Source organism: Massilia sp. UBA6681, from assembly GCF_002454935.1.
Lineage (GTDB): Bacteria > Pseudomonadota > Gammaproteobacteria > Burkholderiales > Burkholderiaceae_D > Telluria > Telluria varians.
Genome location: NZ_DKJX01000112.1, coordinates 87,729 through 101,320, shown reverse-complemented (window position 1 = coordinate 101,320; position 13,592 = coordinate 87,729). Strand labels below are relative to the sequence as shown.

15 protein-coding genes are annotated in these 13,592 nt (G+C 67.4%); 7 read left to right on the top strand and 8 right to left on the bottom strand.

Going from position 1 to position 13,592, the window contains the following annotated elements; translation table 11 throughout:
• Window positions 1-7: 7 nt before the first annotated feature.
• Window positions 8-283 (bottom strand): hypothetical protein, encoded by a 276-nt coding sequence (locus B2R83_RS21205; RefSeq protein ID WP_036211783.1) that lies wholly within the window; start codon window positions 281-283, stop codon window positions 8-10.
• A gap of 95 nt (window positions 284-378) precedes the next feature.
• Between B2R83_RS21205 and B2R83_RS21200 the strand changes: the two genes are divergently transcribed.
• From B2R83_RS21200 to B2R83_RS21190, 3 genes are all read left to right on the top strand, one after another.
• Window positions 379-1,176: a transferase spermidine synthase gene (locus B2R83_RS21200; protein ID WP_292044730.1), complete on the top strand. Its 798-nt coding sequence runs from the start codon at window positions 379-381 to the stop codon at window positions 1,174-1,176.
• Window positions 1,177-1,324: 148 nt separating this feature from the next.
• The gene (locus B2R83_RS21195; RefSeq protein WP_292044728.1) at window positions 1,325-4,201 is read left to right on the top strand and encodes a bifunctional diguanylate cyclase/phosphodiesterase; all 2,877 of its coding nucleotides are present in this window, start codon (window positions 1,325-1,327) and stop codon (window positions 4,199-4,201) included.
• A gap of 132 nt (window positions 4,202-4,333) precedes the next feature.
• The gene (locus tag B2R83_RS21190) at window positions 4,334-4,564 is read left to right on the top strand and encodes a hypothetical protein (RefSeq protein WP_292044726.1); all 231 of its coding nucleotides are present in this window, start codon (window positions 4,334-4,336) and stop codon (window positions 4,562-4,564) included.
• 4 nt (window positions 4,565-4,568) lie between these two features.
• On the opposite strand, the gene B2R83_RS21185 is transcribed toward B2R83_RS21190, so the two are convergent.
• The gene (locus B2R83_RS21185) at window positions 4,569-4,946 is read right to left on the bottom strand and encodes a hypothetical protein (RefSeq protein WP_292044724.1); all 378 of its coding nucleotides are present in this window, start codon (window positions 4,944-4,946) and stop codon (window positions 4,569-4,571) included.
• A 60-nt stretch (window positions 4,947-5,006) separates the two neighbouring features.
• Window positions 5,007-5,144, bottom strand: coding sequence for a hypothetical protein (locus B2R83_RS21180; RefSeq protein ID WP_169728098.1), 138 nt, complete (start codon window positions 5,142-5,144; stop codon window positions 5,007-5,009).
• A 211-nt stretch (window positions 5,145-5,355) separates the two neighbouring features.
• Between B2R83_RS21180 and B2R83_RS21175 the strand changes: the two genes are divergently transcribed.
• Complete coding sequence (locus B2R83_RS21175; RefSeq protein WP_036211137.1) at window positions 5,356-5,544, top strand: hypothetical protein; 189 nt, start codon at window positions 5,356-5,358, stop codon at window positions 5,542-5,544.
• A 227-nt stretch (window positions 5,545-5,771) separates the two neighbouring features.
• Here B2R83_RS21175 and B2R83_RS21170 read toward each other — a convergent pair whose 3' ends face one another.
• The gene (locus tag B2R83_RS21170; RefSeq protein ID WP_292044721.1) at window positions 5,772-5,921 is read right to left on the bottom strand and encodes a hypothetical protein; all 150 of its coding nucleotides are present in this window, start codon (window positions 5,919-5,921) and stop codon (window positions 5,772-5,774) included.
• A 137-nt stretch (window positions 5,922-6,058) separates the two neighbouring features.
• Window positions 6,059-6,244, bottom strand: coding sequence for a hypothetical protein (locus B2R83_RS21165; protein WP_292044719.1), 186 nt, complete (start codon window positions 6,242-6,244; stop codon window positions 6,059-6,061).
• A gap of 148 nt (window positions 6,245-6,392) precedes the next feature.
• Here B2R83_RS21165 and B2R83_RS21160 point away from each other — a divergent pair, with 148 nt between their 5' ends.
• Window positions 6,393-7,295 (top strand): alpha/beta hydrolase, encoded by a 903-nt coding sequence (locus B2R83_RS21160; protein ID WP_292044717.1) that lies wholly within the window; start codon window positions 6,393-6,395, stop codon window positions 7,293-7,295.
• 33 nt (window positions 7,296-7,328) lie between these two features.
• On the opposite strand, the gene B2R83_RS21155 is transcribed toward B2R83_RS21160, so the two are convergent.
• A complete protein-coding gene (locus B2R83_RS21155; RefSeq protein ID WP_292044714.1) occupies window positions 7,329-7,628 on the bottom strand; it encodes a 2Fe-2S iron-sulfur cluster-binding protein in 300 nt (99 codons plus the stop codon).
• A gap of 125 nt (window positions 7,629-7,753) precedes the next feature.
• Here B2R83_RS21155 and B2R83_RS21150 point away from each other — a divergent pair, with 125 nt between their 5' ends.
• Together B2R83_RS21150 and B2R83_RS21145 are read left to right on the top strand one after the other, a co-directional pair.
• The gene (locus B2R83_RS21150; RefSeq protein ID WP_292044713.1) at window positions 7,754-8,800 is read left to right on the top strand and encodes a L,D-transpeptidase family protein; all 1,047 of its coding nucleotides are present in this window, start codon (window positions 7,754-7,756) and stop codon (window positions 8,798-8,800) included.
• 27 nt (window positions 8,801-8,827) lie between these two features.
• Complete coding sequence (locus B2R83_RS21145) at window positions 8,828-9,550, top strand: M23 family metallopeptidase (protein WP_292044711.1); 723 nt, start codon at window positions 8,828-8,830, stop codon at window positions 9,548-9,550.
• Here the strand turns inward: B2R83_RS21145 and B2R83_RS21140 are convergent.
• Window positions 9,544-11,343 (bottom strand): M4 family metallopeptidase, encoded by a 1,800-nt coding sequence (locus B2R83_RS21140; protein ID WP_414674459.1) that lies wholly within the window; start codon window positions 11,341-11,343, stop codon window positions 9,544-9,546. The genes B2R83_RS21145 and B2R83_RS21140 overlap by 7 nt on opposite strands.
• 141 nt (window positions 11,344-11,484) lie before the next feature.
• Entirely contained in the window at window positions 11,485-13,578 is a 2,094-nt protein-coding gene (locus tag B2R83_RS21135) for a TonB-dependent receptor (protein WP_292044709.1), read from the bottom strand.
• Between the last annotated feature and the right edge of the window lie 14 nt (window positions 13,579-13,592).

Sequence of the window (13,592 nt, the reverse complement as noted above, 5' to 3'; positions counted from 1 at the left end):
TCTACTGTCAGTACTCGTGTTCGACCAGGGTAGTGCCGTCGCCCACCTTGCTGGCCCAGGCGCGGCTGAAATAATCCTGCTCCTCGGGACTCGGGGGCGCGTGCCAGAACACGATCAGGGTGCCCTTGTGGTCGTGAAGCTGGGTCAGCTTGTCGACGAAACCGGCATTGCCGGCGCTGTCGGCCAGGGCCATCGCATAGCCGTACACGCGCTGCAGGCGCTCGAGACGGTCGGGCTCGGTCTGGGCGTTGGTGGCGGTGATGGAAGGATGGTCCAGGAACATGGGAGTCGGTCTTTGTTCGGATGGCCAGCTTATCAGAAAGCGATGCCGCAGAACAAGCTAGTCCCTTGGGGAGAGCGCTCGCCTATACTGGCGTCATGTCCGCCTCGCCCGACCAGCCACCCTCCCTTCCCCCGCCGATCGTCACCACCCGGGGCGACCGCCGCACGCTGGAATTCACCCCGGGCGACATCCAGAGCGAGATGCGGCTGTCACGTCCCGATGCCCTGGTGCTGCCCTATGCGCGCGCGATGATGTGCTTTGCCCTGCTGGCGCCGCGCCCGCGCCATATCCTCATGGTGGGGCTGGGAGGCGGCTCGCTGGTCAAGTTCTGCCGCCGCCGGTTTCCCCAGGCCCGCATCACGGTGCTCGAAGTACGTGCGGACGTGATCGCGCTGCGCGCGCAGTTCCAGGTCCCGCCCGACGATGCGCGACTGCGCGTGCTGCATTGCGACGCGGCCGACTGGCTGGCCCGGGCCGGCGCCGGCGAGCCTGACGCGCCTGGCGACGTCGACGTGCTGCTGGTGGACGGTTTCGACGCCGCCGGATTGCCGCCGGCACTCGCCAGCGCCAGTTTCTATGCGCATTGCCGGCGCGCCCTGCGTCGCGGCGGCATACTGGTGGCAAACATCTTCACCTACGATCCCGCTTATGTGACTGCGGTGCAACGCCTGCAGGCGGCCTTCGATGGCCAGGTCTGCTGGCTGTCCGGCATCGCCGGCAACAACCAGATCCTGTTCGCCCAGCACCCCTCCCTCCCCGGCGCCGCGCCAGGGCGCGCCCTGCGCTTCCTGCGAGACACACTGCGTAATCGTGGACTCGGGAGTGCGCTGGCCAACCGCCTGCTGGCGCGCCTGGTCCTTGCCTGGCTGGCATGGCGGCCGCAGCGGCGTTGAAGCGCGCGGGTCAAACGCCTGGCGCGCGCTTGCGACATTTCGTTTGCCGAAAACTGTCCGGATGTGACACACTCCACGTATTGATGCCTACTGGCAAGCCTTCAGGCATCTTGTGCACGTCGTTATCACGGACCTTCTGGACACATCCATGGCGCCTCGCCTGCCCCTGTCGCTGACGCTCGCGGCAGCCCTCACGCTCGGGGGCGGCCTGGCCGCATCCGGCGCCCTGTTCCTGGGAGTGAGCCACCTCGAGTACGACAACATGGCGCTCGGCTTCGCCCAGCGCGCCGACGAGCGCGTGGCCGCAGTGCGCCAGGGGATCGACCAGGCCGTCGAAGTGCTGACCGTGACCAACCAGCTGTTCGCGCGCGGGGAGCCGGTCAGCCGCGAGCATTTCCGCGACTTCACCGCCGCCCTGCTGCAGCGTCACCGCTACATCCAGGCCTTCAACGTCCACCGCACGGTGCCGGGCGATCAGCGCGCGGCCGTGGAGCGCGAGCTGCAGCGGATCCGCCCGGGCACCGTGTTCACCGAGCTGCAGGCCCAGGGCCTGGTGGCGGCACCACCGCGTGCGCGCTACCACATCGTCGATTTCATCGAACCGATGGCCGGCAACGAACGTGCTTTCGGGCTGAATGCCGGCGAGAACGTGCAGGTGATGAGCGCGCTGGCGATCGCGCGCGGCGAGGGCCGCGCCGCCGCCACCGACCTGTTCCAGCTGGCCCAGGACGAGCGCAAGCAGCCGGCCTTCAGCCTGGTCATGCCGGTGCTCGACCGCGACGGCACGCTGGCCGGCGATACCGCGATCGTCATCCGCGGCCCGGAACTGGTGCGCGCCTCGCTGGCCGCCACCGGACTGCTCGACCCGCGCGAGGGTTCCAGCGAGATCTTCGTGTCGGTCTATGCCGGCGACGGGGCAAGCCCGGCGAACCTGCTGTTTTCCACCGGCGACACCAGCAAGCCCGAACAGGGCTGGCTGGCCGGCTTCCTCGCACCGGGCCAGCCCGGCCATGCCAGCAAGCTGCTGCGCATCGCCGGCAAGCCCTGGCGCATCGAAGTGGCCAGCGCGCCGCGCCCCTTCCTGCACGACCACATGGCCTCGACCGCCCTGCTGGTGGGCGGCATCCTGATGACCCTGCTCGGCACCGCCTTCGTGCAGGCCTCGGGCCAGCGCGCGCGCAAGGTCCAGCAGCTGGTGCGCCAGCGCACCGCCGACCTGCGCCGCACCAACCGCCGCCTGGTCGAGGACATGGCCGCGCGCGAGCGCGCCGAGCGCGCCCTGCAGCAGAGCGAACAGCGCTTCCGCCAGCTGGTGTCGATGTCCTCGGACTGGTACTGGGAACAGGACCGCGACCTGCGCTTCACCATGGTCACCGGCGGCTTCACCGAAAAAGCCGGCGTCGCCGTCGAGGCGGTGCTCGGCAAGACGCGCTGGGAACACGCCCCCGCCCTGCTCGAGACCGAGGCCGGGCGCGCCCACATCGCCCAGGTCAAGGCGCACGAACCCTTCGCCAACCTCGAATACAAGGTCGTCGACGCGCAGGGCGACACCCGATGGTTCTGCGTCAACGGCCAGCCGGTGTTCGACGAACACGGCGAGCTGCTGGGCTATCGCGGCACCGGCAGCGACATCACCGAACGCAAGCTCACCGAACAGCGCGTGCACCACGTGGCCCAGCACGACGTGCTGACCGGCCTGCCCAACCGCTCGCTGCTGCAGGACCGCCTCGGCCAGGCGATCGCCTATGCCAACCGCAGCGGCCGCCCGATGTGGGTGATGCTGATCGACCTCGACCGCTTCAAGTTCGTCAACGACTCGATGGGCCACAAGGCCGGCGACGTGCTCCTGATGACGGTGGCGGCGCGCCTGACCGCCTCGCTGCGCGACACCGACACCGTGGCGCGCCTGTCGGGCGACGAATTCGTGGTGATCCTGTCCGAGCACCACGACGAGCCGCTCTCGCCCGAGATCGTGCAGCGCGTAATGGACTCGGTGGCCCAGCCGGTCATGCTGGGCACCAAGGAATTCTTCGTCACCTGCTCGATCGGGGTGGCGGTCTACCCGAGCGAGGGCACGCCGGCCGACAGCCTGATCGAACACGCCGACATCGCGATGTACAGCGCCAAGAAGATGGGGCGCAACAACTTCCAGTTCTATACGCCGGCCATGAACGAGGAGTCGCTGGAGCGGGTGCGCATCGAAAGCGCGCTGCGCAACGCCCTCGAGCGCAACGAATTCGTGCTGCACTACCAGCCGCAGGTCGACCTCAAGACCGGCCAGATCGTCGGCATGGAAGCCTTGCTCCGCTGGAAGCATCCGGAGCTGGGCATGGTGCCGCCTGGCCGCTTCATCGGCATCGCCGAGGAGACCGGCCTGATCGTCCAGATCGGCGCCTGGGTGATGCGCACCGCCTGCGCCCAGAACAAGGCCTGGCAGGATGCGGGGCTGGGACGCCTGCGGGTGGCGGTCAACCTGTCGGCGCGCCAGTTCGGCGCCGCCGACCTGATCGCCAGCCTGGAGTCGGTGCTGCTTGATACCATGCTGGACCCGGACTGCCTCGAGATCGAGCTGACCGAAAGCCTGTTCATGAGCGACGTGACACCGGCGGTGGACCTGCTGCACCGCATGAAGTCGCTGGGCGTGAACCTGTCGATCGACGACTTCGGCACCGGCTATTCGAGCCTGTCCTACCTGTCGCGCTTCCCGATCGACGTGCTGAAGATCGACCGTTCCTTCGTTGCCGACATCACCGTTGACGCCAACGACGCCGCGATCGTCACCTCGATCATCGCGCTGGCGCATAACCTGAAGCTGGCCGTGATCGCCGAGGGCGTCGAGACGCTCGAGCAGCTCGACTACCTGCGCAGCCATGGCTGCGACGAAATGCAGGGCTATTTCTTCAGCAAGCCGCTGGCGGCCGAGGAGTTCGAACAGCTGCTGGTCCAGCGCAAGGCGCTGCCGCCGCCGCGCCAAACCGAGCCCGAACCGGCGTGTGAAACCGCGCCGGAAATCGCCGAGGCTTGATCCGGCTCAAGTTTCCCATCGTCATTTATCCGCTAAGCTGCTTATAGGCTAATTATTTGTAGCCTAAACAACATTGTTAGCCTTAGAATAGCCGTGTCTCTTTAGCAACCTCAGACATAACGGATATCCATCATGATGAATGACACCGGCGAGCTGACTCCGGTCGCCGCCGCAGCGGACACTGCCAGTGGCGTACGCCGCCAGCGCACCGACATCCGCACCCGCGACCTGATCAACCAGGCCGTGGCATCGATCCCCACGCTCGGACTGCAGCGCGCCGCCGAGTTCCTGGCGACCATGAACGTGCCGGCCGAGGTGGCCGTGCGGGTCCTGGTCTACCCGAACCGCCGCCGGACTAACTAAGAATCTAGCGGCGCTGCTGCTGTTGCTGGCGCACGATGTCGGCCAGCGTCTCGCGGCCCTTGTCGGTCAGGGCGTAGCCCCCGTCTTCGAGCGGGGCGATGTGCGACTTGATGCTCAGGAAGCGGACCACGTCGCCGTCGAGCGGGGCCTGGGGGTCATCCGCCAGGGCAGTCAGCGATTTGATGCAGCGGCGCAGGAACAGCACCTGCTGCCCCTTCTCCGTGAGCACGATACGCCCGTCGCGGGTGTATTCGAGCATCTTCAATCCCGACAGGCGCTTGGCATTGCGCCCCACGCAGGCACCCGCCGTGTCGCGCTTCACGCCGCGGCGTACCAGTTCCAGGGCGTCGTATTCGTCCGTCGTCAGTTGTTCGTTCTTCATGCTGTTTTCTATTCGGCCAGGGCGCGCCATGGTAACCGGCGCGCCGGCCGAGGGCAAGCGTCAACGCAGCGCCCGGAAGGCCAGCCAGCCCAGGCCGGCACTCGCCGCGACGCCGAGCGCCAGCGCCAGTTGGGCCCGGCGCGAGTAGTAGAGCGGGCCGCGGCCCAGGTAGATGGTGTTGTGCAGGGTACGGCCCATGGTCTCCTCCGGCATCCGGCAGTGCTTGTTGTGGGGTCCTTCTGTGCTCCATTTCTCAGATCCATTATAGGCAGGCCAAGATGTCGGCAACATGACATGGATCGGCACGCCGCTGCGACCCTGACCGAATGTTGCAGTGCGGCGTCCCGCGCGCCGATGACCGTCCGGCCCTGTTAGGATCATCCTGTCGAACAACCACCTGGAGCGCACCATGAGCAACGCAACCCGCCAAGTCGATCCCGCGGCAAAAGGCCCCAACGTGCTGCACGAATCCGATATCGGCAGCGGTGAGAAATCCCCTGGAGAACTGGAAACCGAAGAAATGATCCGTCAGATTCCGCCGCTGCCGCCATCGGGCAGCCAGGGCTCGTCCGGAAGCCAGGACAAGCCGCGCAACTGAGCTTCCCTGCCGGCCTTCACGGCCGGCGTCCTCCCCCGGCCACCCCGCTTGCAGCGGGCCGTTCCGTCCTGTCCGACGTGTCAGGTCGACGGACGGCCACAGTGGCAATCACGGTTCATCGCGTCATCTTCGGAAATACGAGAACTTGCAGACCCTGTCCGGCTGGCGGTACGGGGTCTGGCCGGCCGGCCAGGGGCTGCGCGCCCGGGCCGGCCTGAGCACCGGGGTCAAGCGGCCCGGATCGGCGGCTCGGGGAAGCGCGGCTCCTCGACCGGGGCATTGACCGGGTCGGGGACATCGTCCGGCACGGGCGGCCGCGGGTCGGGCGTCGGCGTCGGGTCCGGGACGTCCGGCTCGGGGGTACTGTGGGCGTACACGGGGGTTGATCCGTGCAGCTTGTTTTCTTGAGCAAGCATGGTCATGGTCAGCCTCTCGGATGGTGCGGGCGCACCCGCGGGTGAAGCCCACCGCACGGCGCATGCTGGTCGCGCCATGCGATGGGCCTAGGTTTCAATCAGCGTTCATGCTTCTGCTTGGCCCCGCCGCCGGCGCCCTCACCCTTGCCGGCCTTGACGTCCGACATGTGGTCGTGGCTGCTTTTCTGCGTGTTCTGGCCCGCGCGCTGCTTCGCCATGTCTTCCTCGGACATGTTGTCCGACTGCTTGTTGGTCTGGCTTCCGCCGGATTTCGATTGGCTCATCGCACTCCTCCTGTTGACGTGGTTGGCTTTGGATGCAGCCTAGCATGGATGCCGAAGCCGGGTTTTTCAATCGTGCGGCGCTGAAGGCGACCCGCCGCGCCCTGGCATCCTCGGCTATAGTGCTTGCTCGACTATTTCCTCACCGACCATGAATCTTCGTCCCTTTCTGTTCGCAGCCCTGCTTGCAGCCGGCATCCACGGCGCATCCGCCGCCACCCCGATGAAGCTGGCCGATTACCTGGCCCTGGACGGCCCCACGCCCAGCGCCCGCATTCCCTACGGCGAGGCGCCCTCGCAGTACGCGGAACTGTTCCTGCCGCCGGGCAGCGGCCCCTTCCCGGTCGCAGTCCTGGTACACGGCGGCTGCTGGACCAGCAAATTCGGCGGCATCACCCAGCTGCGCAACATGGCCGGGGCGCTGGCGGCGCGCGGGATCGCGGTCTGGAACGTCGAATACCGGCGCAGCGACGAAGTGGGCGGCGGGTATCCGGGCACCTACCAGGACATGCATGCGGCGCTCGAGACCCTGGAAAAGCAGGCGGGACGCTATCCGCTCGACCTGCAGCGCCTGGTCGCGGTCGGCCACTCGGCCGGCGGCCAGCTGGTGCAGTGGATGGCGGGACGCTCCCGGATTCCGGCCGGCAGCCCGTTGCACCGTGCGCAGATCCTGAAGGTGCCGGCGGTCGTCAGCCTGGGCGGCCTGGCCGACCTGCGCAGTGAGGCTGCCTTGATCAAGTCCAGCTGCGGGCGCGATACCGCGGAACTGGCAGGCAGTCCCGGTCCGGGGCGGCCGGACGTCTTCGTGGACACCAATGCGGCGGAACTCATGCCGAACGGCAGCCGTACCTGGCTGGTCACGGGCGAACTCGACACGATCTCGCCGCCGCGCGTGGCGCACGACTATGCGGCGCGGGCGCGCAAGGCGGGTGATGCTGCCGAGGTAGTGATCCTGCCGGGCGCCAGCCACTACGACGAGGTGGCGGCGAGTTCGCATGCCTGGCCGCAGGTGCTGGGCGTAATCGAGCGGGCATTGGGCCGGCCGCAACCTTAAGCTGTTCAGGACTGACAGGCTGGTCAAGGACCCTCAATCACCCCAGACGATGCGGCGCGCCACCGGCGCCTCGATCACCAGGTCGCTGCGCGCCACCGCCACGCAGGCCAGGATGTAGCCCTCGCGTTTCTCGTCGAAGGACAAGCCCGGCCATTCGATCCGGTGCGCGGCCTCGCCGCTGCGCACCCGGCAGATGCAGGTGCGGCAGGTGCCGTTGCGGCAGGAATTGGGCAGCTCGATGCCGGCCGCTTCGAAAGCGTGGAGGATGCTGGTGTCCTCGCCCGCCTGGCAGGCGAAACCGCTGGGCTGCAGCACGATGGTGTGGGTGCTCATGGCGCGATTGTAGCTTGCCTCGGGCGGCAAGCGGCCCCGACCGCTTGAGTTCGTTCTCGCACAGACCCGGTACGGCCGCAGGCCTACCCTGAGGTTTCCAAAAGCAAGCATTGCAGGAAACCAAAATGAGTAAATCGCACGCACTCCCCATTCTCGTGGCTGCCCTGCTGGGCACCCTTCCCCTGGCCCATGCACAGCAGGCGGTGCTCGCTCCCGCACCTGCGCAACAGCAGCCGGCGCCGGCGCCACAGCAACAGACGCCGGCAGTGGCCGGACAGGCGCCCGCCCAGGCTGGCGCACCGGTGGATCCGGCCGCCGCGAAAAAGGCCGAATTCGAACGCAACCTGCGCGCCCAGGTCCTGCTGGACCGCGCCAACCTGTCGCCCGGCGAGATCGACGGCGCCTACGGCTCCAACATGCGCCAGGCCTTGAACACCTTCCAGTCCCTGCGCAAGCTGCCCGTGACCGGCAAGCTCGATGCCGCCACCTGGGAGGCGCTGAATGCCGACAACAGCCCGCACCTGGTCACCTATACCCTGGTCGAGGCCGACGTGGCCGGTCCGTTCCGCCCGGTGCCGAGCGACATGATGGAAAAGGCCAAGCTCCCCGAGCTGGGCTATGCCAACGTGCTCGAAGGTCTGGGCGAGAAATTCCACGCCAAGCCGGCCATGCTGGAACGCCTGAATCCGGGCAAGGATTTCGGCCGCGCCGGCGAGCAGATCGTCGTCCCCAACGTCCACGGCAAGCAGCCGCTGCCGAAGGCCGCGAAAGTGGTGGTCAAGGAAGGACCGAAGGTGCTGCAGCTGTACGACGCGGCGGGCGGCCTGATCGCGCAATACCCGGTCTCGACCGGCAGCGCCAACGATCCGCTGCCGATCGGCACCTGGAAGATCAACGGCGTGCACGCCAACCCGACCTACCATTACAACCCGAAGCTGTTCTGGGACGCCGAGCCGGGCGACAAGAAGGCCAAGATCGCGCCGGGGCCGAACAACCCGGTCGGCGTGGTCTGGATCGACCTCTCTAAAGAGCACTACGGCATCCACGGCACGCCGGTGCCGGGCCACGTCGGCAAGACCGAGTCGCACGGCTGCATCCGCCTGACCAACTGGAGCGCCGCCGAAGTGGCGGGCGCGGTCGGCGCGGGCCTGGAGGTGGTGCTGGAGAGCTGACTGGATTGAAACCCAACGGAGGATGACATGAGATGGTTGATGACCTTCCTGCTCGGCGTGCTGGTCGGCGCCGGCGGCCTGTTCGTGATGTTGCGCGCCGTGCCCGACGAGCCGGCGCCAAGCGTGGCCGCCGCGCCGCCGGCTGCCGGCGTGCCGGCGGCGCAGATCGATCCGCAACTGCCGGGTCCGCCGAGCATCCAGGCCGACCTGAGCGAATTCGACCTGCCGCTGCGTCCTCCCTCCCCTGCGGTCGGCGCTTCCGGCCCGCAGTCGCCGGCCGATGCGGTAGCCGCCGCCGTCCATGGCAAGCTCCTGGTGCCGGTGCAGGGCATCAAGCTCGCCAACCTCAGCGACACCTATGACCAGCCGCGCGGCACCCAGCGCCACCATGAAGCCCTCGACATCATGGCGCCGAAGGGCACGCCGGTGCTGGCGGCCGCCGACGGCAAGGTGGCCAAGCTGTTCACGAGTAAGCCGGGCGGCACCACGCTGTACCAGTTCGACCCGAGCGAGAAGTACGCCTATTACTACGCGCACCTGGACCGCTACGCCGACGGCATCAAGGAAGGCATGGACATCAAGCGCGGCGACGTGATCGGCTATGTCGGCGTGACAGGCAATTCCGATCCGAACGCGCCGCACCTGCATTTCGCGGTGTTCGAGCTGACGCCCGAGAAGCAGTGGTGGAAAGGGACTCCCCTGAATCCCTTCCCCCTGATGTCGGACGCACAGACCGTCGCCGCTCAATAAGGCGTGGCGACGGCGCCCGGCTCGTCGACGTCGGCGCCGACATTGATGGCGGCATAGGCGCGCTGCACCGCCACCGACTCGACGCTGGCCTTGCCGTACAGCTCCTCGGCCGCCTCGATCATCTTCGCGCGCGCATCGGCGTAGTTGGTCGAGGAGGTGAACTTGGTGGTATTCGCATGGAACCAGATGCGGAAGGCCTTGTCCATGCCGATGCCGGTCATCGCGCTCGGCTGCTTCACCAGGTATTTGCTGTAGTAGTCGCCGGCACTGTCTGCGCGCGAGCCGCGTGACAGGAAATAGAACATGCGGTTGTTCGGCCCGCTGCTGTAGTGCACGTCGAGGCGGCGCAGCGAGGTGCTCCAGGCATCCGGGCTGCTGCCGTCCTTGCTCGGGCGGTACATCCAGCGCAGCGGCGTGGCGTTGCGGCTGATCTCGGTGCCCAGTTGCCAGTCGTTGCCCTCTTCCGGGAATTTATCGCCCTTGCCGCCGGCGCGCGCATAGGCTTCCACCACCTCGCCCGAGATGTCCGAGCTCGATTCGTTCAGGCCGCCCGACTCGCCGCTGTAGATCAGGTCCGAGGTCGAGGCGGTGATGCCGTGTCCCATCTCGTGGCCGACCACGTCGATCGCCCCCAGGCTGGTGAAGTAGGTGCCGTCGCCGATGAACATGCACTTGCAGGTGTCGCTGTAGTAGGCGTTGTCGTAGCCGCGGTTGACGTGGGCGGCAATGTAGGTGGCGGTGTTCTTGCCGTCGAGCGAGAGCCAGCCCAGCACGTTCTTGTGGGCGTCATAGGTGTTCATCAGGCCCCACAGCGCATTCACGGCCGCGGTCTGGCCGTTCGGCCCGACCGTGCTGCCGCCCTCGAACTGCTTGCCGTCGCCCCAGACATTGGTGGCATTGGTGTAGACCTTGCCGGCGCTGCTGCCGTTGTTGGCATTGGTGATCGCCATCGCGCCGAAGGTGCCGCCCTTGCCGCGCTCGGGGTCGAGCATCTGGTAGACGCCGTTCGCCAGCGTGGTGCTGATCGGGACCTCGCCGTTGTACTGGCTTTTCCCCACGCCGATCACGGTCTGCACCATGCTCCACTGGTCGAGGATGGCGCCGTCCCTTGCGCTGACGATGCTGTCTTGATACACCGGCTGGTCGCCCACGCGCAGGCGGGTGCGCACCAGGTAGGCCAGCTCGTAGCGCTCGACCACGTCCTGCACGTCGAGGGCGTTCAGCTCCGCTTCTTCCTTGGCGCCGGCGCCGACCACGCGCTGCATGCGCATCACCGGGTAGATCAGCAGTTCGGCGGTCGGCTTGGCCACGGTCACCGGATTCTGGCCGAAGGCGGGCGCCAGCGAGGCCAGCGCCGCCGCGATCGCCGCACGGCTGTAGATCTGCGGCTGGACACTGAAGCTCGCGGTGAGCGCGCCGAGCCGGTTGGCGCTGCCGGTGCCGAGGTGCTGGCGCCGCTCCGAGCTAGACTCCGACACGATCTTCAGGGATTTGTCGAGCACCACCACGGATTCGGAACCGAACACGCGCAGGCCCTTCCAGGTGTGGGCCGCGCGCACGATCTGGGTGCCGTTCGCGCCCGGATGCTGGGCCGTGATGCGGTAGTGGTGGTCGGCGTCCAGGCCCTTGGCCTGGCGCTGCGCCGCCAGCTGGGCCAGCAGCGCGGATTTGACGGATGCGCTCAGCGTCGTGGGCGGGCTCATCATCGGAGCCGCATGGAGGGACTGCGCCGGCGGCAGGAACAGCAGGGCGGCGCCGAGTAGCGCTGCCGGGAAGGTGGTGTGCGTTCTCATCTCGTCCCCTATCGTGGAAACGCGGTCCTGGGATGGACCGCCCACCGGACAGTTTGGACGAGCTCAGCAGAAAGTATTTGCTTGAGCGCAACGCTCATGCAGGCAGGCTGGCGGCAAGGCTGCCGGCCTGCCTTGGCAGCCTCAGAAGCTGCGGTTCCAGCTCAGGGCCAGGGTGCGGCCGCGGCCGGCGTAGGTGGCATTGACATCAACCGCAGACGCCGACTGCGAGTAGTAGCCGACGTGGTACTTGTCGAACATGTTCTCGAGGCTCAGGCCGAAGCGGCCGTAGGCGCTGTCCCAGGTCAGGGCGGCATCGACCAGGGTGTAGCCCTTGAAGTGCTCTTCCAGGTTGCTGGTGCCGACGCGGCGGCCGATGTTGATGTCGCGGTCGCGCAGGTGGGTCGCCTGCAAGCGCAGCTGGGCTTGCGGACGGAATGTCCAGTTGGCGCCCAGTACCGACTTGTCCGGGCCCTGCGAACGGGCGCCCAGGTCGAGATCCATCGGTGCGCCTTGCGTGGCGGCGGTCTTGCCGTCGAGGGTGGCCCAGGTGCCGAACACGCTCCACTCCTTGCTCGGGCGCCATTCGGCATTTGCTTCCCAGCCCTTGACCGTGGTCGGCACGCGCTCGACCAGGCCGATCCCGGCCGAGGTAATCCGGATCACGCTGCCGAGTTTGGAACGCGAATCGTAGCGCGACAGGCCGAACTGGCCCTTGGGACCGCGCCAGTTGATGCCGACCTCGTTGTTGCGGGTGACGATGGGCTGCAGGCTGATCAGGCTCGAGACCGACTGGTTCGGCACGGCCACGCCGCGCAGCACCAGGCCGGCGTCCGGCAGGCCGAAGCCTTCCGAGCTGCCGACAAAGGCCGACCAGCCCGGGGCGAAGCGCCACACGGCGCCGATGTTTTTCACAGCTTTCGAGAACTCGGCCGAACCGCCCTCCACCCGGCGGCTGCCGTAGGCGGCCAGCGTGGTGTAGGTGTCGACGTCGAGCTTGGCGTCCTCGAAGCGCACGCCGCCGCGCACGGTGACCGGGCCGAACTCGTATTCGAGCTGGGTGAAGGGCGCCAGCGAGCGGAATTTCAGCTCCGGCACCCAGGTGCGGCCGGTACCGGCCAGGCGCTGCTGGGGATTGTCCTGCAGCCAGTCGACGCCCGCCGTCAGTTCCAGTCCCTCTACCCACAGGTCCGGGCGCACCCAGGTGATGCGCGAACCGCGCTTGTCGGTCACCACCTGCGACTGGTCCCACAGGCTGCCGACCGGGGCGATGGTCCGATCCTGGAAGGTGGAGGTATTGGTGGCGCCGTACAGTGCGGAAAACTCGTGGCCGAACACTTGCACGGTGAGGTAGCCGCCGCCCAGGTCGTTGTGGCGATAGTCGAGGCTGGCGCTGCGCACCTTGTTACGCGGCGGCATGCCGATCGGCGTGCCGGGCGCCGAGCTGGTCGGCACGCCCTGGGCCAGGTTGCCCGGCACGCTGCGGTAGTCGCCGTCGCCGGCCAGGTCGAAGCGGTTCAGCGTCAACTGCAGGCGCTGGTCGCCGAAGTTCTTGCCCATTTTGACGAACAGGTCGTTGCCGTGCGAATCCATGGTGTCGCCCTGGACCGCGTCGATCCCCAGGCGGCGGCCGCTGCCGTCGTAGCCCATGCCGCGCCGCTGCACGCTGGCATAGGCCAGCAGGTCGAAGTCGCCCGACTTGTGGCTGACGGTCAGGCCGGTCTTCCAGTCCAGGTTGTCGGATTCGAACTGGCTGGCCAGGCGGGCGTTCACCGTGTACGTGGTGCCCTCGACCCGCGGGGTCTTGGTGATGTAGTTGATGATGCCGCCGGTCGCACCCATGCCCTGCATGGCCGAGGCGCCGTTGATGACTTCGATGCGTTCGATGATCGCGCTGTCGGCAAAATAGCCCTCGCGCATGCCGGCGCGCAGCGGGTTCGATTGCGGGATGCCGTCGAACAGGATCAAGGGCTGGCGGCCGCGCAGCGACTCGCCGGTGGAGGTCATCTTCTGGCGGCTCGGGGCATAGCCCGGCACATAGGTCGCCAGCGCCTGCGACGGATCGTCGGCGATCAGGTACTGGGTTGCGAGTTCCTGCTGGGTGATGACCGAGACCGCGCCCGGGATCTTGTCGACGGCCTTGGCGGTGCGGGTGGCGGTGACGACGACCGAGGCAAGGTTTTCTTCCTTGTTCTCCTGCGGCGTCTGTTCTTGTGCGATGGCGTGGGGTAAGGCCATCAACATGCATGCGG